Here is a 25,331-nt window from a genome sequence, read left to right on the forward strand (position 1 = left end):
CGAAATCAGATTAGCGCTGGGCCAGTTCCGCCACAGCAGCAATCATACGGTCCAGGTCTTCCGAACGAGACAGACGGTGGTCGCCGTCTTTCACAAGTGTCAGCACCACATCATCATGGGCCATCCCCTCAACAATACGTAGCGCATGCTGCCACGGCACAGCATCGTCTTTCTGGCCTTGCAAAATGATGGTCTCGCAGTTGGTTATGATTGGTTCGCCAAGCAGCAGGTTTTTTCTGCCATCTTCGATGAGAGCACGTGTGATGACATACGGGCTATCGTCATATTCCGAGGGGCGCTCAAAGCGTCCTTTCTCCATGATTTCCTGCTTGATCTCATCAGTAAACTCATGCTTCCACATTAGTTCCTCTGTGAAATCAGGCGCAGGCGCAATCAGCACCATTCCAGTAAGAGAGCCGTCGATCTCACGATCAATTTCACTCAGTGCTTTTGCCAGCAACAGTGCCATCCAGCCGCCCATGGAAGAGCCAACCACAACAGTTGGTCCTTTACAGAACTGCTTGAACACAGCGACGGCTTCTTCCAACCACTTGGAAATAGTGCCATCCACAAACTCACCACTGGATTCTCCGTGGCCGGAATAATCCATGCGCGTGCAGGTCAGGCCTTGCTTCTCAGTCCACTCACAAAGCACTTCGGCCTTGGTGCCCAGCATGTCGGATTTGAAACCGGAAAGCCAAAGAACACCCGGTGCACCGCGTTCATCATGTCGCACTGCGATCTTCCGTGCACTGTCTCCTTTGCCAACGCTGATGAATTGCGGTAAGTCAGCACTCATTCATAACCTCCAAACACTTATCGGCTTATACTGGCCGACAATTGTTCGGAACCTGATTACAGAGCCTCCACAGTTGCCCGCCGGACATTTTGGCGAGCATAGTTGGATCACTCTCAAAAAACATAGAGAAATGTCCAAAGTGCCAACCATTTTGCAAATTGTCCCCGACCTTCAAACCGGCGGAGCTGAGCGCACCACAGTGGATGTCGCAGAGGCGATCGTCAACGAAGGCTGGAATTGCCTTGTGATTTCGCAGGGCGGACGCATGGTTCCTGAGTTGGAAGCGACAGGGGCGGTGCACTTTGAACTGCCAGTGAAGTCCAAGAACCCTTGGACCATGTGGCGCAACTCCTATCTGATTGAGCGTATCTGCCAGCAGAACAGGGTCGATCTGGTGCATGCCAGATCCCGTGCACCGGCTTGGTCAGCATTGTGGGCAGCGCATCGCTTGAAAATTCCTTATGTCACCACCTATCATGGCATTTACAAGGAAACGAACAAGTTTAAAGCCTTCTACAACTCTTCCATGACCCGCGCTGACAGAGTGATCGCCAACTCCCGTTTTACTGCAAATCTGGTAGAAAAACGCGATCCGCAGACAAAGGGGAAAACCTCTGTCATCTACCGTGGTCCTGACGTTGCCTCGTTCAATCCCGACAATATTAGCGATGAAAACGTAACAGAGCTGCGGGCGCGCTGGGGTGTGTCTGATAATCGCCGCGTTGTGATGAACCTTGCGCGCCTTACTGAGTGGAAGGGCCAGCGTGTTTTGATTGAGGCCACACGCCAGTTGATTGAACGCGGGGGCTATGACGATGTGCTTGTGGTTCTGGCTGGTGATGACCAGGGTCGTGAAGCGTATCGTCAGTCGCTTGAACTTCAAATTGCAAAATCTGATCTAATCGAAAAAGTTCGCATTGTCGGGCATTGTTCAGACGTCCCAGCAGCACTTGCGATGGCAGATGTTGCCGTTGTCGCTTCGATTGAGGCGGAAGCATTTGGTCGTGCAGCTGTGGAAGCGCAAGCTGCAGGTGTCCCGGTCATCGTGTCCAACATTGGCGCAGTACCGGAAACCGTGCTCGTGCCGCCGGTCGTGAAAGATGAAGAGCGGACAGGGTGGCATTTTGAAAATGGCAACGCCGAAGAACTTTGCAATCTGATGGCTCAGGCATTGGACATGAGCGAAGGGGAGCGGTCGAAACTCACCAACCGCGCTCACGATCATGTGGAGCGATCATTCACCAAACAGGCCATGTGTGAAGCCACACTAAACGTTTACCGCGAACTTTTACCAACAGATAACTGAATGGTTGTAAATGTCGCGTCAGAATAGTCAAAACTAGTGTTGACTTACGTGGCATTTTTCTTGATTTTAGCGAAGCAGCTAAAATGATGTTCTTCCCATGTGTTTCTCGACTTGACGAAACAGTTGGAACCAGTCATTGAACTGCAATCAAATATTCGCAAGTTCGGCAGTCTAAAGAGGAGATACTCACATTCGCCGTCCGTTTCGCGCACCGCCACCCACTAAGGAAGGGCCGCGCACCAATAAAGAGATTCGCGTTCGCGAAGTGCAGCTGATCAACGCCGAAGGTGACAACCTCGGCCCAACTCCAACCGAAGAAGCACTGTCAATGGCGGTGGAACAAGGTTTGGATCTGGTCGAAATTGCTCCGAACAGTCAGCCACCTGTCTGTAAAATTCTGGACTATGGTCGTTACAAGTACCAAGCTCAGAAAAAAGCTGCAGAAGCACGCAAAAAACAGAAGATCGTTGAGATCAAAGAAATCAAGATGCGTCCAAACATCGACACTCATGACTATGAAGTGAAGATGAAGAACATGCTGCGCTTCTTTGATGATGGTGATAAAGTGAAGGTAACTCTTCGCTTCCGTGGCCGTGAAATGGCTCACCAGGATCTCGGAATGAAACTACTTCTGAAAGTCAAAGCAGAGACTGCGGACATCGCTAAAGTCGAGTCCCATCCTAAGCTTGAAGGACGGCAGATGATGATGGTGCTTGCACCTATTTCTCGTTAATAGGATCAGGTTGAAGGGCTCCAGCGATTTGTCTGTGTAGGTACTCAACCGAAGCTCCGAAAACTCTGAAAATACCCGGTACACTAGTGCCGGGTATTTTCATTTGATGCCTTCAAAACACAAGAGGCGACCAGCTTTAGCCGCTGGAACAGAATGCGCGCACACGAGGTCGCAAAGACATGCCATCATGGTAGAGCTCGGCATCAGGATTTGATGGAGCTGACTCTATGACCTTAAGGGGGAAGTGATGTCTAACACCGAACTGGAATTGCATCACCAGCGCATGAAAAGCCTTGTAGCTTATACGGCAACGTCAATGGAAACACCCTATCCATCTCCGTTTGGCGGCGCAGTCTATTCTGCAGACGGTGAGTTGCTGGCACAAGCCTATGACAGTGTGATCAGGGAGTGTGACCCAACCTGTCATGGCGAGATCAATGCGATCCGTCTGGCCAGCAAGACCCACAAAACCCGCAGTTTTGTCGGAGGTATCCTCTACAGTACTTGTGAACCCTGCGCCATGTGTATGGCCGCAACTGTGTGGGCTGGCTTTGATACTCTGGTCTTCGGCGCATACACAAACGAAGACGCCACCCATTTCTGGCCTCAGGAAATGGATCTGCGCGCCCGCGATGTTGCAAAGCATATGGTCGAGCGGCCAAAAATAGAGATTTTTGAAGGCATAGAGCGGGAATCCTGCCAGCAACTCTTCACAGAATGCGCTGCCGCCCATAAACGGTTGGGTATTGAAATCTGAAGGCATTTTTCGCTAGGTAGAGGCGCTTTATTGCACACTCTAACAGGACTGAGCGCATAAATTGCACGAACTGAGGCCAATCCCAGCATATCCGGAGGGAATCCCCTTGCATTCCCTCGCTGGCAGTTTTATAAGGCCGCGTTCAAAGTCGCCCGGCGGTATCCTGTGTCTTGTGTTCGCACGAGAATCAAACAGGAGTTATAGGGCATGCCGTGGCGGCTTCTGATGCATCCATTGCAAATTTTTGATCGGTTTACCGATCATCACAAGAAAGGACGCAAAATGCCCAAGTTGAAGACGAAGTCTGGAGCTAAAAAGCGCTTCAAACTGACCGCGACTGGCAAAGTTAAATGTGGCCAGGCTGGCAAACGCCACGGCATGATTAAACGCACGACCAAGTTCATTCGTAACGCACGTGGTACAACCACACTGTGTGATGCAGATGCACGTATCGTGAAAAAATATCTGCCTTACGGCTAAGCCTTAAAACCTGACACTAGGAGACTACCATGTCACGTGTAAAAAGAGGCGTTACCGCCCACGCTCGTCACAAAAAAGTTATTAAGGCAGCCAAAGGTTACTACGGCCGTCGTAAGAACACCATTCGCGTTGCTAAGCAGGCAGTCGAAAAAGCGGCACAGTACGCTTACCGCGACCGTAAAGCTCGCAAGCGGAACTTCCGTGCACTCTGGATCCAGCGTATCAACGCTGCGACCCGTGAACACGGCATGACCTACGGCCGCTTCATCGATGGCTTGAACAAAGCTGGTATCGAAGTTGACCGTAAGGTTCTTTCTGACCTCGCGATCAATCAGCCAGATGCGTTCAAAGCATTGGTTGAAAAGGCGCAGGCTGCTGTAGCTTAAGTGCTATAGTAGAAAGCAGAAGCTTTTTGAAAAAGGCAGGTTCCGCAAGGAGCCTGCTTTTTTGTGTTTGCACCCTTGTTCTACGAAAGGCATCTGTTCTTCCTTCTTGAAATATGAAGAACCGCGTGTCACAAGAGCGTACGTGCTCTGAGCCTGGGCACAGGGGGGAAGCATGATTAACGGGAAATGTGACTGCGGGAAAGTGAGATTTCAGGTTGAAGAGGTGAGGGATACCATAACCGTCTGCCATTGCAGCCAATGTAGGCGCACGAGTGGGCACATTTGGGCCTCAACACATGCCTCCCGTGACAAGGTTGAATTCATAACAGATGAGGGACTAAGCTGGTACAAGTCATCTGATTTCGCAAAGAGAGGTTTTTGCAAATTCTGTGGGTCTAGCTTGTTCTACCAAATGAATGATGGAGACTACGTTGCCATCGCTGCTGGTTGCATCAACGAGCCAACAAACCTCAAGATCAGTAAGCATATCTTTGTAAAAGATAAGGGTGATTATTATGAGATCACCGATGATGCTCTACAAATTGAAAAATACTGACACCAGATCTGGGTAATCACGCCTTCAAGCGCATCAAAGCCCTCCGGAAATGTTTCCCGAAGGGCTAGTGTTATACTCTCAGCAAGGCTGGTTACCCAATCACACCATCATCATCACGCTTGATGACGATGACAGAGGATCGTGGCAGCTTGCCGCCGTCGGGCCAGTTGCCGCCTGGGTGCTGAATACCAACAAACATGCTGCGGCGATCTGCGGACCATGTCAGGCCAGTAACCTCACAACCGTTGGGCCCCGTCATGAAGCGTGCGATCTCGCCGCTTACAGGATCGCCGACTAACATCTGGTTGTTGCCCATGCCAGCAAAGTCACCCTCATTACTGTCATTGCCGTCTGTTTGGATCCATACAAGACCGTTTTCATCAAATGCCATACCATCCGGTGAGTTGAACATATTGCCAGCATGAATGTTGTCGGACCCGGCATTTGGACCATCGTGAACGGTTGGGTTGCCAGCCATCACATAAAGGTCCCAGTCAAACGTATCTGAGGCATGGTCCTCATTGTGCGGACGCCATCGTACGATCTGTCCGTAATTGTTCGTCTCACGTGGATTCGGGCCATTTACCGAGGTGTCATCACCGCCTGCGTTTGGCTTTACACCACGGTTTTTGTTGTTGGTCAGACAACAATAAGCCTCTACTTCATTCGGATTTGTAGAAATCCATTCAGGGCGATCCATGGTGGTCGCGCCAACAGCAGAACCTGCTAAGCGGCTGAAGATCAAGATTTCAGCTGCGTCCATGCCAGTGCTCTGCGGTGTCAGTGGCAACCACTCACCCGTCAGATCATCATTAAATTTGGCGACGTAAAGTATACCATCATCCAATAGGCCATCGGTTGACTGACCCGGAGTGTAAACCCCGTTGGAGACAAAGCGGTACATGAACTCACCGCGCTCATCATCGCCCATGTAAACAACGACACGGCGGTCAGGTGCCAGAACAGCCTCCGCATTCTCGTGTTTAAAGCGCCCCAGAGCCGTGTGCTTTACAGGAGTGGAGGTTGGGTCAGTTGGGTCAATTTCCACAATCCAGCCCATACGGTGTGGCTCATTTGGATTCTTGGCAGTATCGAAACGCTCATCGAACTTGTGGTACTCGTAGCCCCACCCATCCTTGCTGAGGCCGTAGCGCTTGTAACCCGCATCAACGCCGTCAAGACGAGCGACAGGTGCAGCGTCCGTCTCTCCAAAGTAGCCGTTAAAGTTCTCTTCACAGGTTAGGTAAGTGCCCCACGGGGTCTTGCCTGATCCGCAATTGTTGAATGTGCCGAGCGATTGAACGCCAGCTGGATCAGCAGCTGTTTGCATCAACGGGTGGCCAACAGCAGGGCCTGCCAGTTTCATAGGTGTATTGTGTGTGATACGGCGATTAAAGCGGCTGCCTTTGACGATCTGCCAACCGTTTTCGCTGTCTTCTACCTCAATAACGGAAGCGCCCTGTAAGTTTTGCAACTTCAGAACGTCCTCAGCGCTTTTTGGTATACCCTCTTCATTTAGAGGGAGGTTGAGCTTGCGAGTTGCAAATTCGTGGTTGATCGCGAGCAATTGCTTGCCCTGATACACGAAATTTTCCATGCCATCCGTGTTCTCACCAAACACCTTGTCAGAGCTTGCAGCAGAACCACCGGTTTCGTCGTTGAATGCCTCGGCGCCCTCGATTAAGGGGTCGCCCCAACTGGTAAGAATTTTCCAGTTGTAACCTTCTGGTACATGCACGGTGGAATCGGTGTGTGTTGGAATAGGCGTAAAAGCAAAGCGGGAAACAGAAGCTTTTGCCTCAGAAGCAGTGAGCCCCAAAATACCTGTACCCATTACCGCCGCGCCAGAACCAAATGCAAGTGCCCCCCCAAGGAAGCCGCGACGTGAAATTGCACGCTCAACCACACGGTCAAATTCATTTTCTTCTGCCCGTGGGAAGTTTTGTTCATCCCATTCGTCTGCAGAAAGTTCATTAAGAATAGTATTCGACATTGATAATATCCCGTACATGAAAGTTGCTATATCAATATGGTGCCAACATGACAATTTTACGAGACCATTCACATCGTTAAATACTGCATAAATGATATAACCGTAGTTTTCATATTATGGGGTGGTGTATCCAAAAATATCTTCTGAGCATCTCACACAACCTAAGGCTATGTATTTCTTGGCTTATAAGATATTTTGCTGTCTTTGGTCCGATGATTTATTTAAAATACAACTTTACTATTACTATCGTATAGGATGACGGGATTCGTCGATGAGAAATACAGTGTATTGGCACCCGGAGGGTTAATTCCTATTGCAAATCTGGGCGCTACACCCAGGCACCTTAAAGGAGTTCGATCAGCGTATCTCAGGCCTGTGAAACCTGCGTAAAACTCACCATCACGCTGGCTCAATTACCTTTTGCAGGCAAATGGATTGAGTGTCTTTGTAGCCTTGTGCCTTATAGAAGTCGGTCGCTTGTGCGTTGTCTCCTCGTACAAGCAATTGGACCTTCCAGATACCGCGTGCGCGTAACCATTCCTCAGCTGCTTGCGTGATGGATTTGCCAAGACCTTTGCCCTGATGGTCAGGATGTGTGCTTACATAATAGAACCACCCGCGATGACCATCTTCGCCGCACATGATGCTGGCCACAATTGCACCCTCCAGCTCACCAATCAGTATAGTGGAGTGTTCTCCTTCCAGCGCTTTCTTAATATCTCGGACCGGCTCATTCCACTTACGAAAGACCCCGGTGGCCTTCCAAAGGGCGATAACCGCATCTTGCTCGGACAAACACATTTCGCGACAAATCATATGCGCTCCGCATAGTAGTTCAAAAATAGAGAGATAATCACAGGATATTTTCAGATTAATCTTTCTAATACAGTGAGTTGCAGATTCAAATAAGAATAATGACAGGGTTAATAGTCTATAAGTAAAACTATGAAAGCCTTTGCGCGATTGAGAGGTTTTTAACATGGCTTTTTTTAAGCGTAACGCACAAATTCTTGTTGAAGCTGCCGCAAATGATCAAGGGGAAGTAATTGATCAGTCATCTGAAGCGGAGTTCGTAGAGCATAACAAATCGATTGATAGCACACGTTTGTTTGGCGAATTGGATGTACTTGCTTTGGAAATGGCATCAGCTGCGGGAGAGCTGGAGGCGGTTAACAACACTGCAAGTGCGCTTAAAACGGCTATGGAGAGCCTACAGGATGCGTCGGGACGGGTAGTAGAAAGCAATCGGAACGTCAGTGAAGCTGTTGTGCAAACCACCGAGCAGACATCCAGTGCGCGTGACACGATGACCAGCTCACAAGAAGTGGTGCAAGGCGCAATCATCAGTATCAATAGCCTGTCGGCAACGATTAGCAATATCAACCGTAACCTGGAAGGCCTTCAGGCGTCGTTTGCTAATGTCCGCCAGTTTTCCAGCTCCATTGATGCCATCGCGCGCCAAACCAACCTGCTGGCGCTCAACGCCACGATTGAAGCCGCCCGCGCAGGCGAAGCAGGCAAGGGGTTTGCGGTGGTGGCAAGTGAGGTGAAAGCACTTGCGACACAAACCAGTGTGGCAACCGAGCAGATTGACCAGACGATCTTACAACTCGGCAAAGAAGCTGACACGCTCGTTGATTTGGGCAAGGGAGCACTGGATACGGTGGCCACTGCTGAAACTGGCACACAGTCGATCAATGACCTGTTTCAGAAATTGGGAACGATGGTAGATGCCATTTCCACCAATACAGATGCAATCCGAGCCGCCTGCACTAACAATGATGCTGACACGGAAGAGCTGCTTCAAAACCGTGATCAGGTTATGGGAATCGTGACAACAAATGCTGAGAGCATTGAGCAGGTGTCGGGGCAGATGCTTCAAACATCTCAAACTGCAGATGCATTTCTGGCAGAGGTTGCCGTGGAGCATGGCGATAATCTCAACCAGCAGATGATAGATTACGTCAAGGTGGCTGCGGATAAAGCCATAGATGCCTTTGAGGCCGAAGTTGACGCAGGACGGATATCTCTGCAAGAGCTCTTCGATTTCAACTATGCTCCAATCGAAGGCTCAAACCCCGAACAGTTCATGACGTCCTTCACGCAAATGGCAGACCGTGTATTGCCAGCGATTCAAGAGCCGGTCATAGAACTTGATTCCCATATCATATTCTGCGCTGCCTTGGATAAGAATGCCTACCTGCCAACGCATAGCAAAGAATACTCCAAGCCACAGGGCAACGATCCGGTTTGGAATGCTGCAAACTGCAGAAACCGCAGGATGTTTAACGACCGAGCCGGCTTGAATGCCAGCAAAAACACAAAGGAATACAGCCTGCAAACCTATCGCCGGGATATGGGGGGCGGAAAAGTGATGATGATCAAGCTGGTGTCCGCACCAATTTGGGTTCAAGGCAATCACTGGGGTAACACGCTCATTGCTTTTAATGCCTGAGAGCGTGATAGGCGCACGCTTGTTGTGGCGAATGTCCTTCAACCAAAAACTGCGGTTGGCCAACACCTTAGGCCCCGCAGTTGATGCCCGATGTGCGGTCACTGCATATGCTCAGCAGTACATGAGGTGTTAAACTCATTGGTAATCCAGTCTAAGAAAAGGCTGACTTTCTGGCTAGCCTTTTTCTCTTCTGGGATGATGGCGTAGTAAGATAGTCCAGCAACCTGAATATCTCCCTTATAGGGTCGCAGCCACCCATTAGTCACAGCTGTCTGTACCAGTAGTTTACTGACAAGTGCGATTCCCTGACTTGCCACGGCCGACTGAACAACATGGTGTTCCTGATCGAACCGGGTGATGCGATGAGGGCGGGAGAGCAGCTCATGCTGCGCTAACGATGTGGTCCATGTGATTGGTGGCAGACTGGTGTTCTTCCAGGACGTTTCAATCAAGTTTAACTCATCTGTCGTTTGTGCTGTTTCAATATAGTTTGGGCTAGCATATAGCCCAAACTGTTCTGCAGAAAGCTCAACGCCGCGAGCCGCTTCACTGGTGTGCTGGCCATACCTGATGGCAAGGTCTATGCGCGCGTTTTGTCCAAAATCCTGAACCGTTTCCGTCGTGTCCAGAACAACTTGGATCTCAGGAAAAAGCAGGTGAAACTTTTCAAGTCTGGGTACCAGCCACATGGCCGCAAATGAGGCTGTCGTGCTCAAGGTAAGGACCTTTTGCCGAGTTGAAATCACCTCGATAGCATCAAGCAATTGCTGTTGCGCGCTCCTGGCTGCTAAGGCCAGCTGCGTCCCTTCTGCCGTGAGTTCCACCGCCCGTGTTTTACGCTGAAAAAGCAATAGACCCAAATGATCTTCAAGTTTTCGTATCTGGTGGGAAACCGCCGTTGGCGTCACGTGAAGCTCTTCTGCTGCGGCTTTAAAACTTCGATTGCGCGCAGCCGCCTCAAAAACCCTAAAACTGTTTAAAGATGGTAACCGATTAAACATGTAGATCTCACAGGTGAATTTGAATCATCTATGGGTGAGTTCTGACCATTTGTCAAAAAATACGGAAAGCACTAGCAACGCAACATCTTGAAACCTCCAAAATGGATGACAAAGCTTTGCCTAGTATCTTGCATGTGGACAGCAGTGTCCGAAGAACCGATAACTCAACCGCCAGATATAACTCCATTTCTAAAGGCCTGGCGAAAGGCTTTATTTCAACGTGGAACACTGAGAGACCTGATGATGAGGTGATTTACCGCGATGTTGGGATTTCGCCCCCTGACTTCATGAGCGAAGCGTGGATTGCAGCAGCATTTACCCCCGAGAGTAAGAGAACGAGTGAACAGGCCCGTGCTTTGGAACTCTCTGACCTGCTCATTAAAGAAATTCGGCAGGCCGATATCATTCTAATCTCCGCGCCGATGTACAATTATGGCTTACCTGCAGCTCTAAAGGCGTGGTTTGATCAAGTTATACGTGTCAACGAGACGTTCTCTTTTGACCTTGCACGCGGTGATTTCCCTCTTGAGCCCATTATGGCCAAGAAAACCCTCGTCCTTGTGTCATCATCAGGCGAGTTTGGCTTTGAACCTGGTGGAATCAGGGAGGCAATGAACCACCTTGGGCCACATATTAAGGTTATGAGTAAGTACTTGGGAGTAGAGACCTTCCACGAGGTACGGGCCGAGTATCAAGAGTTTGGCGATGAAAGGCACGCACAGTCTGTCTCCAATGCAAAACTGGCTCTGGCACAGCTTGCACAAGGCCTTGCTGCGAACCACCAAGACACGTTGGAAATATCGTCAGCTCATTAAAAAGTCTTGGAGTTTCCGGGGACACTTTGCAGTCACCCATGCCATAAGCCCCAAGTGTTGAATATTGCTATGCGGTTGCTCTGAAAGTCAAAGGAAGCTTTGCAGCTTCACTTTGAAACCTTCTAAGATGGGCATCCAGCTCTTTGGTATGCCGCACCAGACCTGCCTTGTGTAGGTCTGCAGCGGTGTTAAATCGACGCGAACCCGCATAGCAAGGAGAAGATGTTAGGATAGTCTGCATTCCATCAAAGTAGGTTTTGTATTCATGCCCTTCGGCATAATACTGTTTGCGCTCCATTTCTTCTTCAACGCGTTCCTGAAAGTCCTGAAAGAACTTAAAGTGAAGGAGCGCGCCCCAGTCGTCTGCAAGCTTCGTGTGGCTATCAACCCAGTGTACGCCTCGGTTTTCCGTGTATTCTGGGCGCCAATAAAGAAGCGGAACTTTGTTTAAGACAGGGATTTCGCGCGGAATGTATCCATGAAGCTTCCTTTGCGCCCACCGTTGAAACGCCAAGCCACTCCAGGCGCGGGAGGGTTTTAAGCAAAAGTGACGTATTTCATCGTGCAACCAACCGACTTTTTTCTTCGATGGACGACCAAATAGCCTGCCGCGGACACCTCCGCGAATCTCAAAGGGCGGGGCAAGTCGCGAACCTTCGTAAAATAACACCCAGGTGCTCGTCGTGTCGAAGAATGGACAGGTGTCGAGAAAAGGGGTTTCACTTTGATATTCAACTTCGCGTAAAGGCCGATCAGAATACATATCGACAAGTGGAGCATGCACACCCTCTACTTTTTGGTCTGCCCAAAATTTAAGAACATGTTGGAATGGCACGTCGGGCCAACCTGGATAAACAAATTGTTCGTCTGCATCGACCAAAAATACCCAGTGCCCCATGCAGTAACGGTTGAGGAGCGCGCGCGGCCATAACGCCTTGCAGTCTTTGAAGGCCTTGCTTGACGCAAACCGTGTTACATCGCTTTGAGCCTCCAGAAAAGCAGACGTGCCATCTGTTGATGCGTTGTCGATAATGAGGAAGTGCTGTACGCCAATACTGCGATAATGCTTAAGAAAGAATGGCAATCGCAACAACTCATTACGGAGCTGAACGATAAGGTACAGCCCGTCTTCTGGCAGGTTTAACTCTGGAAAATCATCAAAATCAAAGAGTTCAGAAACACTCGGCACTGGATCACGCCCCACACTCATCCCCATTGTGGTGGAAAGTGTAGGGCCGTGGTCAGATAGCGTCTTCCCTTGAATTGGAAGGGGCTTACAGCTCTCCGCGGATCACATAACGCAGCAGATCAACAACCTGATCAGGGTCTTCTGCAACAGCGAGTGCAGCTCCATCTACTTCCTTAAGTGGGTGCGTCAGAGCTGGCTCATGCAGCACGATGATGCTCTTACCCAGCGCAGATGCAAAACCAGCGTCAAATGCAGCGTTCCACTGTCGGTATTTGTCACCAAAGCGCACAACAACAATGTCAGCTTCTGAAATCAGAGTACGCGTGCGAATTGCATTCACCTTTGCCCCTTTGTGATCTTTCCAGAAGTTGTTGTCTTCTGCGCCTAGAATTTCAACACCGCAATCATCACTTGCTTCATGATCAGTTACAGCGCTGTCGAAGTGAACTGGCAGGCCTGCATCAGCTGCACCATGTTCGATACGCTCCCTCCAGTCGGTGTGGATCTCGCCTGAAAGATAAACACGCCACGTTTTCATTGGCTCGCCTTCCCCTAAGAATCTGCAATTACCCATAAATTCTAGGAGGGGTTGTAGCTTGGTTCAAGGTCAAGCAGCTTGTCTGTCACCTCTTTTCGGACGCGGTCACGCTGGCGTTCCAGCGAAAATAGCCGGTTTTGGGCAAGCAGTAAGTCTGCGCGTGCCAAATATGAGTCAATTCGGGCTTGCTCGGCTGCCTTCCGGCAGGCTTTCCCTTCCTTGCCAGACACACAGTCTTTCCCCGAGGCCTGTTCTTCAAGGCTCTCTATTCGGTATTGAATCCTGTGAAGGTTCTCTCGCGCTTCAACGGCTGCAGCACTGGCTTCCTGCAGCTGGCTCCCAAGGGAATATCCAACTTTAAAGCTCTCCTCTGAAGTGATGGGACAAACCCCGCGATAGGTCTTTCCCTCTCGGCCCTGCTCAAAGCCTGAGATAGGCGTACAATAGCTCTGCAGCCCCATCATACGCCCTGCCATATAGGCGTTCACATCCGGTGCAATATCGTATTTGCTACAAGCCTTTGTATGTTCATTTAACTTGTCTGAGGTGTAGCCTGCTTTGCCGTCGACCATGCCGACGCCTTGCCAATCACCTGTCATACAATCTTCTTCAGATAAAGATGCGCAACTTGTGAGCGCTAAACTCATAGCAATAAGAACAAATAATACCCGCATTTCCAACTCGACCCCCGGCAAAAAAATGCATTCAGCAAAAGCGTTCAGCTTAAGATCTGAATGATAAAAATAACATCCTACAATTCGACATAGAAGGCTTAACCTGAACGCTTGCTGAATACAATTGTTCGCGTTATGTTCTGACTCCGAATATGCAGTGTGAGTCTTTAGCTCAAGCAGATCTGTTATTTATAAGACCGGGCAGGAAGAACATGACACAAACTACTCAGTTCAAAGGGCGCTGCATGTGCGGCGCGGTTTCATTTGAAGGTGAATCACCAAAAGAACCTGTCAGGACCTGCCATTGCAAACAATGCCGACGCTGGGCAAGCGGCCCGGTTGATGCCTACTCTGTCCCAGTAGACACTCTGAATTTCACGGCAGGCGAAGACAAAGTAAAATATTTTGTGTCCTCTGAATACGCTCGGCGTGGCTTTTGTGCAGACTGTGGGTCCAACCTGTTTTGGCACGGGGATCGCCATCCTGAATTCAAGCATCGCGTTGCAATAGCGGTAGGCGCTCTGGAACGCCCAACAGGTTTGGTGGCCGGGAACCACATTTTCTGTGAGAGCAAAGGGGATTACTACGAAATTGAGGGTAATCGGCCGAAATTTGCTCACGAAGATTGATTTTTGGGGAGTTGGAAATGTCTGAAATACGGAATTACAAGGGAAAGTGTTTGTGCGGAGAGGTCTCATTTAAGGCCGAAACCCCTCACAAGGATGTAGGTTTATGTCACTGCACCATGTGCCGTCGCTGGAACAGCGGACCGTTTCATGTAGTGGAAATCCCATTTGATGCTTTGAGCTTTGAGAATGGTGAGGAGAGCATCTCTTACTACCGTTCCACTGACTATGCGCGCCGAGCGTTTTGCAACAATTGTGGCAGCAGCCTGTTCTACCACGGTGATCAAATACCTGAGATATCTAACAAGGTTTATCTCAGTGCAGGGCTCCTTGACGAGCCAACAGGTTTGAAACTGGCAGGTCACATCTTTTGCGCCAGTAAAGGCGATTACTACGAGATAGAAGGAGACCTGCCTCAGCACGAAAATGTTGGATAAAGCACCGGTGCACGGTATTTGGTGAGCGGCTGGAGTTAACTCCAGCCGTTCTCCCACATGTAATCCAGTGCTTCACGATAGGTCGGAAATTTGAATTTATAGCCGAGGGCGCCCTTTAGCTTGGCATTGCTCGCCCGCTTGACTTCACCGTAAAAAGTGATCGCCATGGGAGAAAGGTCTGCATCTTCAAAAGCCACTGCCGGCGGCGGTGCAACGCCCATAAGGCGTGCAGCGTATTCCACCACATCTTCCGGCGGACAAGGTGCATCATCACACACGTTGTAAATGCCAGATGCATTGTCTTCAAAGGCATGCTGAATAGCGCCAGCAATGTCCATCACATGAATGCGGTTGAAGACCTGACCTTCCTTGATAATCCTGCGAGCCGTTCCCTTGTCCAGATTACACAGAGCGTTTTGACCACGACCATAAATGCCAGCCAGGCGCAAAATGCTTACAGGAATGCCTGTCTCATCAGAAAACGACAGCCACTGTTTTTCCGCCGCCAACCGTTGCTTGGAACGAGTGGAAATAGGATTGCAATCAGCATTTTCTGTGATCCACCGGCCCTTATGGTCGCCATAAACCCCAATGGTCGACAGGTAGCAGATAACCTTCGGATTTGCCTCTGCCACCGCATCACGTGCAGCGTTGAGTAAGGGGTCTCCGTCCGCAGTCGGGGCGGCTGAGACCAGTATGTGCGTTGCGGTAGAAATAGCCTCTAGCAGCTGCGCACTTGCTGAAATGCCATCGAAGACAATGGGGTGGATGCCAATGGCTTGCAGCTCAGCTGCTTTCTCAGGAGAGCGGGTTGTTCCGCCGATCCAGGAGAACTCGGTTCCAAACATTTTCACAAAATGGCGAGCTGAATACCCAGCCCCCAAAATCAACAAGCGCATTCCAAGCCCCCCAGGACAGTGATTAAAGCTTCAAATAATCACGACGTACTTCATAAAGCATCACAGCAGTTGCAACCGCCAAATTCATAGAATCAGCTTGCCCAGCTTGTGGTATTTTTACGAGATCAGAGCAAGCATCGGCAAGCTTATCACTCAATCCAGCTTGCTCATTGCCCATCATCAAAAGAACGGGCTCTTTATACTGTACTGCACGATAGTCTTTTGTCCCACGCAAATGCGTTCCCACAACCGGACCGGGCCAGTTTTTGCGGAAGGAAATGAATTCATCGCTGCTGCACCGCACAATCGGCATGTGGAATAGAGACCCCATTGTTGCGCGCACACACTCAACAGCAAACGGATCGGTGGTGTCGTCGATTAACACAACACCGCTGGCTCCCACCGCATCCCCGGTTCGCATAATCGTACCCAGGTTACCGGGATCGCGAACGCGGTCCAGAACAATCCATGTGGTGGAGTTCTCCGGGGTAATGTCAGCAAGTGAGAGCGTTTGTTGCTCGTAAACGCCAACAACCATCTGCGGATTGTCTCGGCGAGTAATGGCGCCAAGCACCGCATTGCTAACTTCAAGGATCAGCGCGCCACGCGCTTTAGCCTTGGCGGCAGCATCAAGTGCGGTTTTGTTCTCGCGAGCCTCTGGTCCAAGTGCTAGGTAACGTACTCCCCAGCCGGCCTCCAGCGCATCTGTCGCCAGCTTCAGTCCTTCAGCAACAAAGAGCCCACTGTCACGGCGGTGTTTGCGCTGCGCAACGAGGCCTTTGATCTCTTTAACAATCGGATTGGAGTGCGACGTAATCTGCTTTACGGCACCCTGCCGTTGGTTCGGATTAAATTCCATGGAGTTATGCTCCCTTTGCCTTGTTGTTATCAGGTGCGCTCCACCGGCTGAAGAGGGAGGTTGAGAGCATTCTTGGTCCATTGTGTTCGCGAATAGCAAGTTCGCCAGATTCCAGTGTACCCGGCAGACCATCCAGACATTCGCGCATCAGTTCGTGAGAGGCAAGGAAGCTGGCACGAATAGCGTAGCTGGACATCAGCAAGAACTGTGCATTCGGAGACAAAAGCTTACGAACACAAGCCAGCATATTCGGCACGCTTTCAAAAAAGTCCCAGACTTCACCATTGGGGCCGCGTCCAAACTTTGGTGGGTCGAGAATGATGCCGTCATAGGTAGAACCGCGGCGAACCTCTCGCTCAACAAACTTCATTGCATCATCACAGATCCAGCGAATTGGCTTGTCGCCCAGGCCGGAGAGTTCTTGGTTTTCGCGTGCCCAGCCAATAGCTTTCTTAGAAGCATCAACATGGGTAACCTGCGCCCCCAGCGCAGCAGGTAAAAGAGAAGCGAGACCGGTGTAGCCAAACAGATTGAGCACTTTCAGCGAACGATCTGCTTTCTTGATCTGCTCACCAACCCAATCCCAGTGTGCTGCTTGTTCTGGGAACACACCGACATGACGAAATGACATGAACTGACCGTTGAAAGTGGCCGGGCCGTACTTCATCTGCCAGATTTCGTCGACTTGCTTGGTGAACTTCCAGCGGCCTGGACCTTCTTCTTCCATGTCTCCGGTGAAGATGGCATCAGCACGCTTCCACTCAATTTCTGGCAAACGTGGAGCACCCATCGCCTGTGCTTCAGGGCGGATTAGCGTATAACGGCCATACCGTTCAAGCTTTTGGCCGTGTCCCATGTCCAGAAGGGCATAATCATCCCAACCATCCATCTCCACCATGACAGGCAAGACACTGGCTGGTGTTTTGAAGCGGGCAGATGTTGGCTTATGCTCGCGCACAATCGGTTCAACAACAATCGGAGTTGGAGCCGTACGGGGCTGCTCGCGTCGCGGAGATTGAGAGCGGGCTACAGGCGCGGCTTCCTTGTTGCCACTGCGACTATCGCGGCCATCCCGCTTTGGTGCAAAGCTACGCTTGGGGCCATTGTCCTTGCGTACTCCGCCTTTTTTGGACTGCGCATTGCGCCCTCGCGGAGCGCCGCTTTTGGGTGATTTGCTCAAGGGTATTGCCTTTGATGTTCTGCGCACACACGAGGCAATGCCTCACGCTAAAATTCGTTTATTTAACTGCAAGGCATTAAGCCGCAAGAGAGCTTCGGTCAACGGTTTCTACCTAAAACAAGCACTTTACCGTTAAGCGACTTTCCACAGAGTACAGAAGTGGCTTTGTTAAAGTCATTTAAAACGCGTTTGTGCCTTGGAAAGAGGTTTTGAGCGTGCATGGCAATTTTAACGCGAGAGGTACTTGTCTTTTCCATCAATTTAAGTCCACTCTACATGTTGAAGAATACGAAAGTGACCTGAAGGCGTGGAGCCTACCTAAAGGAAGCACTGAAAAAGATGAGGGGGCCAGTCCATGGAAATGTCAGGTGAACAATTAATAGGGGCGAGTAAGGAAAAAGTTTGGGAAGCGCTCAATGATCCTGAATTGCTAAAAAAGTGTATTCCGGGCTGTGACAGTCTTGAGAAAACGTCTGACACTGAAATGTCTGCCACGGTGACTGCCAAGGTTGGTCCGGTAAAAGCAAAATTCAAAGGTGATGTGACTCTCTCAGAGTTGAATCCACCGAACTCCTATAAGATTTCTGGTGAGGGCAAAGGCGGCGTTGCAGGATTTGCGAAGGGCTCGGCAGATGTGACCCTGTCAGAGAGTGGGGATGGAACTCTTCTGAACTATGAGGTTAAAGCAAAGGTTGGCGGTAAACTTGCCCAGCTTGGTAATCGTCTGATTGATTCAACCGCCAAAAAGCTGGCGGAAGAGTTTTTCGCAAACCTAAATACTGAGCTCGGTGGCAAGCCAGCAGCTGATGATGCAGCTGTGCTGGAATCGGTAGAACTAGACCCGGGTTTGGTTGAGGAAGCAAAGTCTATCGCCAACGAGCAGGCTATTGAAGGCTCAGCAGAAGCCATTGCTGAGGCAGAGCACGCATTGGAAGACGCTGTAAAAGACGTCGAGGAAAAAGTTGAGGTTGCAGCAGGTAAAGGCGTTCTGGGCGGTCCCATGGGATGGGGTATTTTAACCCTGATTGTCCTTATTGCACTTTATTGGCTGCTTTAAAAATTGACGAAATTTGGCGGCTATTTCTAAAAGCTCCAGCATTGGGGGCTGCCTAAAATAGATTAAGGGTCCAGCCGAATAGTATGGCCTAGTGCCAATTTTTAAACTGATTGTTCTGATTGGATGGGAGATCTGAAAAGGACGATCAGCTTCAAAGTCCGTGGACGCGAAAAGCGGACTTTATTGAGGGAGGAAAACCATGACGACTGTCTCAATGACGGTGAATGGAAAAAACATTTCTGGTGAGGTCGAAGACCGCACTCTTTTGTCAACATTTCTGCGAGAAAATCAAGGTCTTACAGGCACGCATGTGGGATGTGACACATCTCAATGTGGTGCTTGTCTCGTTCATATGGACGGCAAGGCCATTAAGTCTTGCAGCACGCTGGCCGTACAGGCTTCAGGCTCTGCTGTCACCACCATCGAAGGCGTTTCCCAAGATGGTCAGCTGCATATTATGCAAAAAGCCTTTAAAGAAAATCACGGTCTTCAGTGCGGTTTCTGTACGCCGGGAATGATCATGTCAGCCATTGATATGATCAACCGTCTTGGCACGGATCTGGATGAAAAAACTATTCGCCATGAGCTGGAGGGCAATATCTGTCGCTGCACCGGCTACCACAATATTGTCAAAGCGATCAAAGCTGCTGCCGATGAAATGGCGGAAGTTCTGGAAGCTGCTGAATAATCGTAGAACCGACTGACTATCAAACTCAAACCGGTCCCTAGCTTGCAATGCAGGCTTAAGAGAAAGAGCCGGAAAGGGAGAACAGTTGCTGAAGTGAACCTTCCGGGAGGGAATGGAAATGACAGCAGAAGGAATCGGCGCACGAGTGCTGCGCAAAGAAGATAAAAGATTTATCACAGGAAATGGCCGTTACACGGATGATATGACCATGCCTCGCATGGGGTATGCGGCCTTTGTGCGTTCAACATATGCTCACGCACGCATCAAATCCATCAATACAGATGACGCTATGAAAATGCCTGGTGTTGATGCCGTGTTAAACGGTCACCAACTGGTTGCTGATGGCATAGGCAATATCATTTGTGGCTGGATGGTCCATTCCAAAGACGGGTCCCCAATGAACATGGGTGCTTATCGTGCATTGGAATCTGAGATTGTTCGTTACGTGGGTCAGGCCATTGCAATCGTTATTGCTGATACCCAGCAGCAGGCACGCGATGCCGCAGAAGCTGTTGTCGTTGACTACGAAGAACTGACAGCTGTTGTTGATAGCCTGGATGCGCTGAAGGATGGCGCACCACAGCTACATCCCGAAGCTGCAGGTAACCTGATTTACGATTGGGAAATCGGAGAGGAAGCAGAAGTTGATGCAGCTTTCGCCAAAGCTGCTCACATCACCAAGATGGATATTGATAACAACCGTCTTGTGCCAAACCCAATGGAACCTCGTGCAGCCTTGGCGCACTTTGATCCCTCCGAAGAACACTACACGCTCTACACCACATCACAGAATCCGCATGTAGCGCGTCTCGTTCTCTCAGCATTTTACAATGTTGCTCCAGAGAATAAGCTCCGCGTGATTGCACCGGATGTGGGCGGTGGTTTTGGCTCCAAAATCTTCATCTACCCAGAGGAGATTGCGTGTCTGTGGGCGTCTAAACGAGCAGGCCGTCCAGTTAAGTGGACTTCTGACCGTACAGAAGCGTTTCTGACAGATGCACATGGGCGTGATCATCATTCGCAAGCTGAGCTGGCACTGGATGAGAACAACAAGATTCTCGGGTTTCGCGTAAAGACTGTTGCGAATATCGGCGCATATATGTCCTTGTTCTCCTCGTCTGTTCCAACCTATCTGTACGCGACTCTTCTGTCGGGGCAGTACAACATTCCCTGTATCCACGCGAATGTGAAGGCGGTGTACACCAACACCACGCCGGTTGATGCTTACCGCGGAGCAGGCAGGCCAGAAGCCTCCTACCTTGTCGAGCGTGTGATGGAGACGGCTGCTCGTGAAGTTGGCATGTCGCCAGCAGATTTCCGCCGTAATAACTTCATCCGTGAGTTCCCCCACCAAACGCCGGTGATTATGGCGTATGATGCAGGTGACTTTGATACATCGCTGGATTTGGCGATGAATGCAATTGACTATAACGGCTTTGCACAGCGCAGGGCTCAATCCGAGGCAAAAGGCATGCTTCGTGGTATCGGCATATCCTGCTACATTGAGGCCTGCGGTATAGCGCCCTCTCAGGCGGTTGGTAGTCTTGGTGCTGGTGTGGGTCTTTGGGAGTCCGCTGAGGTACGTGTGAATGCTGTTGGCACTATCGAAGTGCTAACCGGATCGCACAGCCACGGTCAGGGGCATGAAACAACCTTTGCACAGCTGGTCTCTGATCGCCTTGGCCTGCCAACTGAAAGCATCTCCATAGTACATGGCGATACTGACAAGGTGCAGATGGGTATGGGCACATACGGGTCCCGCTCTGGCGCCGTTGGTATGTCTGCAATCGCAAAAGCGCTCGACAAGGTTGAAGTCAAAGCGAAAAAGATTGCCGCGCATCTCATGGAAGCGTCCGAAGGTGATATCGAAATTGAGAACGGCGAACTGAAAGTTGCCGGGACTGATAAGAAACTCGCTTTCGCTGAGGTCGCTCTTTCTGCTTACACAGGCCACAACCTTCCAGAGGGCATGGAACCAGGCCTGAAAGAAGGTGCGTTCTACGATCCAACAAACTTCACCTTTCCGGCTGGTTGTTACATTTGCGAGGTGGAAGTCGATCCAGATACGGGGGTGGTGACCATTGTCGACTTTGTGGCAGCCGATGACTTTGGCAACATCATTAATCCGATGATTGTGGAAGGTCAGGTGCACGGTGGTCTGGTACAGGGCATCGGTCAGGCCATGTTGGAGAACACGCAATACGATGAGGACGGTCAGCTCCTCACTGCATCCTACATGGACTACACCATGCCGCGTGCAGATGATGTGCCATCTTTTAAGCTGGAAACTTCTGTCACCGAATGTCCTGGCAACCCGCTGGGCATGAAAGGGTGTGGCGAAGCTGGAGCGATTGGCTCGCCACCGGCTGTCATCAATGCTGTGACGGATGCTCTTGGTATCCGCGACATGTCCATGCCTGCTTCACCGAACCGTGTGTGGCAGCTCATTCAGGACAAAGGCATGAAAGAAGCCGCGGAGTAAAAATGTGAACAAGGCTGGCAGCACACAGGCACTGGACCACAGGACGGTCGCTATTGAACTCAACCAGCGTGCATGGGCTCTGCTTGAAAAGCAGGACCGCACGTTAGAGGACAATGACGAACTGCTCCATGCTGCCCATGCCAGCCTTTGGCACTGGCTTCAGGTGGGAACAAAGAGAAACGAGCAACGCGGATTGTGGCTTGTTGGTAGGGTTCATGTTCTTCAAGGCAATAAAGAAGCAGCAATGCGTTATGCCAAGAAGACAATGACTCTGACGACGAGCAATGAAGAGGACATGGTGGATTTCGATCATGCTTATGCCTATGAATTGTTCGCTAGAGCCACATTTCTTGCAGGGGAAAAAGACAAAGCTGAGGGCCTTTTCGAAAGGGCCTCTCGGCTTGGTCAATTGATCCATGGTGAGCAGAACCGCAAGATTTTCTTTTCTGATCTTGAGGCCATTCCCTATCCGAAACTTCAAGTTTTTGAGTATACTCAACGTAACTCTGCCAAAAGCCCTTAAGAGGGATGGGAGGCTATAAATGTACGAGACAAAATATCACCGAGCATCAACAGTTACAGATGCTGCCGCAATGTTAAAAGACGCAGAAGATGGCAAGCTATTATCTGGTGGTCAAACCTTGATCCCAACGATGAAGCAGCGTCTTGCAGCTCCTAGTGATTTGATTGACTTGCGCCATGTCGATGGAATGGGTGGCATCGTTAAACAAGCCGATGGGTCTATCCGCATTGGCGCTGCCACATGTCATGCGGATGTGGCAGGCAACGATGATGTCAAAGCAGCCCTTCCGGGACTGGCTGAACTTGCAGGCAATATTGGCGATCCACATGTTCGCCACATGGGCACTCTTGGCGGTTCAATTGCCAACAATGACCCAGCCGCGGATTACCCAGCTGCTTTGTTGGCTCTTGGGGCAACTATTGAAACCAATAAACGCGAGTTCTCGGCCGAAGACTTCTTCACTGGAATGTTCGAAACAGCATTGGACGAAGATGAGATCATAACTGCTGTTGTGTTCCCGGTAGCATCCAACACTGCGTATGCCAAATTCCCGAATCCGGCATCTCGTTATGCAATGGCTGGCGTGTTTGTTGCCAAAACAAACGCAGGCGCGCGTGTCGCTGTATCAGGTGCAGGGCAGGGGGGCGTTTTCCGTATGCCAGATATGGAGAAGGCTCTGGATGCGAATTGGGCAGCTGACTCTGTGGTTGGCATTGCTCCATCTGAAGAGGACATGCTCTCAGACATGCACGGAACCGCCGCATACCGCGCTAACCTAGTGACCGTGATGGCAAAGCGTGCTGTGAAGGCGTCCGCTTAAAAACGTTTCTCCGAAACCCATTTGTAGGCTTCGGAGAAACTATATGATTCCATTCTAAGAGAAGAGGCACTGACCCTTCTCTTAGTTTTTTGTCAGCATATAACCAGCTTGCCCTGACCTTTGGAATGTAAGCACAGCATACCCGTGGATCTCGCCAAGGTAGGCAAGAAGAGCAGAAAGGAAGGTCGTCAGGCCGATCAGCTCGAAGGTTTCCTCTACAATATAGAAGATTTTGTAGCCGAGCGATTCAAAGCCTTCACTCCCCGCATACCCTGCGCTAAGCATTTCAAAACCAAGGGCACCTCCTAGATAAATACTGCCGGAAATCATAAATAGTACGGTGAATTTCCGCGGCAGACGCCATAAAAAACGCAAGTATACGAGCCCAAAAGTACAAACGAGGATTGCACCGGGAATAACCCAGGCAAAGTACAGTGCGCCAGTCAGGTTAAATGTGGTCCGCAGTGGGCTGATTGTGATCTCATGAATACCGATATTCTCGTCGACCGACATATATAGAAAACCGACGGCAAGCCCCATCCAGTAAAGCCAGTTCTGAGGTTTGGAGGAGTGCCTTTCAAGAATGCTATGGATAGCCGCCAAGCCTGCAATGCAAAGCATTACCATGGACGAAAACCATGCGCCAAGGTTGGTCTCGTGGTCCAGCGAGATATGGCGAAGGTCTTTCAGTGGGGTTTCGACCCCAATAGTGTCGACGAACACCCGTTGCACAATGCCAAGCAAGACGATTAGAAAGACCATCCCGTAGAGAAATATAGGTATTTTTTTTAGATTGACTGTTGGCATCGGGCCGTCCCTGAAAAATACTGAAACTGAAACCAGTAAATTAAATCAAAGGAACCATAAAAAAGGACTAAGAAAATAAACGGATTCTACAGAGAGGTTGATGCGTGCTTTGCCCAACAGAAAAAGGGCGCGCAGAGCGCCCTAAAACGTGATGAAAACCGGAATTATACGTGCTGTCCGCCGTTAATATGAATCTCAGCGCCTGTCACATAAGACGAGGGAGCAGAACACAGGAAGTAGATCGTGTCAGCAACCTCTGTCGTGGTGCCAAGGCGACGCATTGGAATGGTTTCCACAATCTTATCCGTGCCTGGTGACAGGATAGATGTATCAATCTCACCGGGTGCAATTGCATTGACGCGCACACCATGCGGGCCGAAATCAGAAGCCATTTCGCGTGTTAGCGAGGCCAATGCAGCTTTGGATGTTGCATAAGCCGTACCGGCAAACGGGTGTACACGGCCGCCTGCGATAGAGGTGACGTTGACCACTGAACCCTTCGCAGCCTTAAGTTCTTCAAATAAACCGCGAGCAAGCATAATTGGTGCAAAGAAATTTACCTGAAACACATCCCGCCATGTTTGCATGGGGGTCGTCAGGGAATCGAGACGCTGACCGTCATCATTCTTGGGGCTGATTCCCGCATTGTTGACCAGCGCATGCAGCTTAGAGCCATTGTCTTGAAGGCGCTCTTTAATCTGAAGAACGGCTTCCTCAAGGTTTGCGTCATCGCCAAGGTCCACTTCAATATGGTCTTCAGGTCCAGAGGGCCAAGGGCATTTGTCAGAGAAGGGTTGTCTGGAGCAGGTAATAACCCGATATCCTGCTGAAGAGAATTTTTTTACAGTTGCGTGGCCAATTCCACGGCTCGCGCCTGTCAAAACGATTGTCTTTCGGTAATCCGTCGTCGTTTGGTTGGTGTTCATAGGGGCTTTGCTCGTGATAGGACTGCAGGAAACTGGAGTATTATTCTCTAGTTTTAAAAGATCTACAGATTATATAATGCTTTGCAAGCAAAATTGGGAGCCTGAAAGCAACCTTCAATGATCATTTGTCACTGCAACGTCATTAATGACAAACAAGTAAAACAAGCTGCCCGTGAGCTTTGCGATAACCCTGAGGGGGGGGTACCCACTCCAGGAGCGATTTTTCGTCATTTGGGTTACAGACCAAAATGTGGTGGTTGCTTTAAGAGCATCATCGAAGTTGTATACGCAGAGGCTGAACAAGTTAAAGATGACTCTGGACAGTAACTTGGAATTATTCTAAAA

At 50.1% G+C, this 25,331-nt stretch carries 28 protein-coding genes; 16 read left to right on the top strand and 12 right to left on the bottom strand.

What is annotated here, in order from left to right; translation table 11 throughout:
- Positions 1-10: 10 nt before the first annotated feature.
- On the bottom strand, positions 11-799 hold the full coding sequence (locus BMZ51_RS09040; protein WP_068000481.1) for an alpha/beta hydrolase: 789 nt from the start codon (positions 797-799) through the stop codon (positions 11-13).
- 130 nt (positions 800-929) lie between these two features.
- On the opposite strand from BMZ51_RS09040, the gene BMZ51_RS09045 reads away from it, so the two are divergent.
- The 6 genes from BMZ51_RS09045 to BMZ51_RS09070 all read left to right on the top strand — a co-directional run bounded on the left by BMZ51_RS09045 (position 930) and on the right by BMZ51_RS09070 (position 5,017).
- The gene (locus tag BMZ51_RS09045; RefSeq protein ID WP_068000478.1) at positions 930-2,105 is read left to right on the top strand and encodes a glycosyltransferase family 4 protein; all 1,176 of its coding nucleotides are present in this window, start codon (positions 930-932) and stop codon (positions 2,103-2,105) included.
- Positions 2,106-2,295: 190 nt separating this feature from the next.
- Positions 2,296-2,838 carry a translation initiation factor IF-3 gene (infC, locus tag BMZ51_RS09050; protein WP_074881973.1) on the top strand — a complete coding sequence of 181 codons (543 nt, stop codon included), beginning with the start codon at positions 2,296-2,298 and terminating at the stop codon, positions 2,836-2,838.
- A gap of 247 nt (positions 2,839-3,085) precedes the next feature.
- Positions 3,086-3,595 (top strand): nucleoside deaminase, encoded by a 510-nt coding sequence (locus BMZ51_RS09055; protein ID WP_068000472.1) that lies wholly within the window; start codon positions 3,086-3,088, stop codon positions 3,593-3,595.
- 282 nt (positions 3,596-3,877) lie between these two features.
- Positions 3,878-4,075 carry a 50S ribosomal protein L35 gene (rpmI, locus tag BMZ51_RS09060; protein WP_057464257.1) on the top strand — a complete coding sequence of 66 codons (198 nt, stop codon included), beginning with the start codon at positions 3,878-3,880 and terminating at the stop codon, positions 4,073-4,075.
- Positions 4,076-4,104: 29 nt separating this feature from the next.
- On the top strand, positions 4,105-4,461 hold the full coding sequence (gene rplT / locus BMZ51_RS09065) for a 50S ribosomal protein L20 (protein ID WP_008553032.1): 357 nt from the start codon (positions 4,105-4,107) through the stop codon (positions 4,459-4,461).
- 172 nt (positions 4,462-4,633) lie between these two features.
- Complete coding sequence (locus BMZ51_RS09070; protein WP_068000469.1) at positions 4,634-5,017, top strand: GFA family protein; 384 nt, start codon at positions 4,634-4,636, stop codon at positions 5,015-5,017.
- Positions 5,018-5,108: 91 nt separating this feature from the next.
- Here the strand turns inward: BMZ51_RS09070 and BMZ51_RS09075 are convergent, their stop codons facing one another.
- Positions 5,109-7,010 carry a PhoX family protein gene (locus BMZ51_RS09075; protein WP_068000466.1) on the bottom strand — a complete coding sequence of 634 codons (1,902 nt, stop codon included), beginning with the start codon at positions 7,008-7,010 and terminating at the stop codon, positions 5,109-5,111.
- 399 nt (positions 7,011-7,409) lie between these two features.
- On the bottom strand, positions 7,410-7,826 hold the full coding sequence (locus BMZ51_RS09080; protein WP_074881976.1) for a GNAT family acetyltransferase: 417 nt from the start codon (positions 7,824-7,826) through the stop codon (positions 7,410-7,412).
- Positions 7,827-7,989: 163 nt separating this feature from the next.
- Between BMZ51_RS09080 and BMZ51_RS09085 the strand changes: the two genes are divergently transcribed.
- Positions 7,990-9,465 carry a methyl-accepting chemotaxis protein gene (locus tag BMZ51_RS09085; RefSeq protein WP_068000464.1) on the top strand — a complete coding sequence of 492 codons (1,476 nt, stop codon included), beginning with the start codon at positions 7,990-7,992 and terminating at the stop codon, positions 9,463-9,465.
- 98 nt (positions 9,466-9,563) lie between these two features.
- Here the strand turns inward: BMZ51_RS09085 and BMZ51_RS09090 are convergent, their stop codons facing one another.
- Positions 9,564-10,466, bottom strand: a complete 903-nt coding sequence (locus tag BMZ51_RS09090; protein ID WP_068000460.1) for a LysR substrate-binding domain-containing protein — start codon at positions 10,464-10,466, stop codon at positions 9,564-9,566.
- Between the two features lie 101 nt (positions 10,467-10,567).
- Between BMZ51_RS09090 and BMZ51_RS09095 the strand changes: the two genes are divergently transcribed.
- Positions 10,568-11,281: an FMN-dependent NADH-azoreductase gene (locus tag BMZ51_RS09095; protein ID WP_208979391.1), complete on the top strand. Its 714-nt coding sequence runs from the start codon at positions 10,568-10,570 to the stop codon at positions 11,279-11,281.
- A 67-nt stretch (positions 11,282-11,348) separates the two neighbouring features.
- Here BMZ51_RS09095 and BMZ51_RS09100 read toward each other — a convergent pair whose 3' ends face one another.
- The 3 genes from BMZ51_RS09100 to BMZ51_RS09110 all read right to left on the bottom strand — a co-directional run bounded on the left by BMZ51_RS09100 (position 11,349) and on the right by BMZ51_RS09110 (position 13,607).
- A complete protein-coding gene (locus tag BMZ51_RS09100; protein ID WP_068000457.1) occupies positions 11,349-12,485 on the bottom strand; it encodes a glycosyltransferase family 2 protein in 1,137 nt (378 codons plus the stop codon).
- A 70-nt stretch (positions 12,486-12,555) separates the two neighbouring features.
- Positions 12,556-13,008 (bottom strand): YtoQ family protein, encoded by a 453-nt coding sequence (locus BMZ51_RS09105; RefSeq protein WP_068000454.1) that lies wholly within the window; start codon positions 13,006-13,008, stop codon positions 12,556-12,558.
- A 41-nt stretch (positions 13,009-13,049) separates the two neighbouring features.
- Positions 13,050-13,607 carry a DUF2799 domain-containing protein gene (locus tag BMZ51_RS09110; RefSeq protein ID WP_208979393.1) on the bottom strand — a complete coding sequence of 186 codons (558 nt, stop codon included), beginning with the start codon at positions 13,605-13,607 and terminating at the stop codon, positions 13,050-13,052.
- Positions 13,608-13,894: 287 nt separating this feature from the next.
- Here BMZ51_RS09110 and BMZ51_RS09115 point away from each other — a divergent pair, with 287 nt between their 5' ends.
- The gene (locus BMZ51_RS09115; RefSeq protein WP_068000447.1) at positions 13,895-14,311 is read left to right on the top strand and encodes a GFA family protein; all 417 of its coding nucleotides are present in this window, start codon (positions 13,895-13,897) and stop codon (positions 14,309-14,311) included.
- Between the two features lie 17 nt (positions 14,312-14,328).
- Complete coding sequence (locus tag BMZ51_RS09120) at positions 14,329-14,745, top strand: GFA family protein (RefSeq protein ID WP_068000822.1); 417 nt, start codon at positions 14,329-14,331, stop codon at positions 14,743-14,745.
- Between the two features lie 35 nt (positions 14,746-14,780).
- Here BMZ51_RS09120 and BMZ51_RS09125 read toward each other — a convergent pair whose 3' ends face one another.
- From BMZ51_RS09125 to BMZ51_RS09135, 3 genes are read right to left on the bottom strand one after another with little or no spacing between them, the layout of a single operon-like run.
- Entirely contained in the window at positions 14,781-15,644 is an 864-nt protein-coding gene (locus tag BMZ51_RS09125; RefSeq protein WP_068000444.1) for an SDR family oxidoreductase, read from the bottom strand.
- 22 nt (positions 15,645-15,666) lie between these two features.
- Positions 15,667-16,503, bottom strand: coding sequence for a TrmH family RNA methyltransferase (locus tag BMZ51_RS09130; protein WP_068000440.1), 837 nt, complete (start codon positions 16,501-16,503; stop codon positions 15,667-15,669).
- A gap of 4 nt (positions 16,504-16,507) precedes the next feature.
- Entirely contained in the window at positions 16,508-17,683 is a 1,176-nt protein-coding gene (locus BMZ51_RS09135; RefSeq protein ID WP_068000437.1) for a class I SAM-dependent methyltransferase, read from the bottom strand.
- Positions 17,684-18,038: 355 nt separating this feature from the next.
- Here BMZ51_RS09135 and BMZ51_RS09140 point away from each other — a divergent pair, with 355 nt between their 5' ends.
- From BMZ51_RS09140 to BMZ51_RS09160, 5 genes are all read left to right on the top strand, one after another.
- Complete coding sequence (locus BMZ51_RS09140; protein WP_068000434.1) at positions 18,039-18,740, top strand: SRPBCC family protein; 702 nt, start codon at positions 18,039-18,041, stop codon at positions 18,738-18,740.
- A gap of 199 nt (positions 18,741-18,939) precedes the next feature.
- Complete coding sequence (locus BMZ51_RS09145) at positions 18,940-19,428, top strand: (2Fe-2S)-binding protein (RefSeq protein ID WP_068000430.1); 489 nt, start codon at positions 18,940-18,942, stop codon at positions 19,426-19,428.
- A gap of 118 nt (positions 19,429-19,546) precedes the next feature.
- Entirely contained in the window at positions 19,547-21,910 is a 2,364-nt protein-coding gene (locus BMZ51_RS09150; RefSeq protein WP_068000427.1) for a xanthine dehydrogenase family protein molybdopterin-binding subunit, read from the top strand.
- 4 nt (positions 21,911-21,914) lie between these two features.
- Entirely contained in the window at positions 21,915-22,433 is a 519-nt protein-coding gene (locus BMZ51_RS09155; RefSeq protein WP_068000424.1) for a hypothetical protein, read from the top strand.
- A 19-nt stretch (positions 22,434-22,452) separates the two neighbouring features.
- Complete coding sequence (locus BMZ51_RS09160) at positions 22,453-23,253, top strand: FAD binding domain-containing protein (RefSeq protein ID WP_068000420.1); 801 nt, start codon at positions 22,453-22,455, stop codon at positions 23,251-23,253.
- Between the two features lie 81 nt (positions 23,254-23,334).
- On the opposite strand, the gene BMZ51_RS09165 is transcribed toward BMZ51_RS09160, so the two are convergent.
- Both BMZ51_RS09165 and BMZ51_RS09170 read right to left on the bottom strand, forming a co-directional pair.
- Positions 23,335-24,060, bottom strand: coding sequence for a hypothetical protein (locus tag BMZ51_RS09165; protein ID WP_208979394.1), 726 nt, complete (start codon positions 24,058-24,060; stop codon positions 23,335-23,337).
- 164 nt (positions 24,061-24,224) lie between these two features.
- On the bottom strand, positions 24,225-24,986 hold the full coding sequence (locus BMZ51_RS09170; protein WP_068000417.1) for an SDR family NAD(P)-dependent oxidoreductase: 762 nt from the start codon (positions 24,984-24,986) through the stop codon (positions 24,225-24,227).
- Positions 24,987-25,103: 117 nt separating this feature from the next.
- On the opposite strand from BMZ51_RS09170, the gene BMZ51_RS09175 reads away from it, so the two are divergent.
- Positions 25,104-25,313 carry a (2Fe-2S)-binding protein gene (locus BMZ51_RS09175; protein ID WP_068000414.1) on the top strand — a complete coding sequence of 70 codons (210 nt, stop codon included), beginning with the start codon at positions 25,104-25,106 and terminating at the stop codon, positions 25,311-25,313.
- Positions 25,314-25,331: the final 18 nt, after the last annotated feature.

It is taken from the genome of Pseudovibrio axinellae (genome assembly GCF_900110875.1).
Taxonomy (GTDB): domain Bacteria; phylum Pseudomonadota; class Alphaproteobacteria; order Rhizobiales; family Stappiaceae; genus Pseudovibrio; species Pseudovibrio axinellae.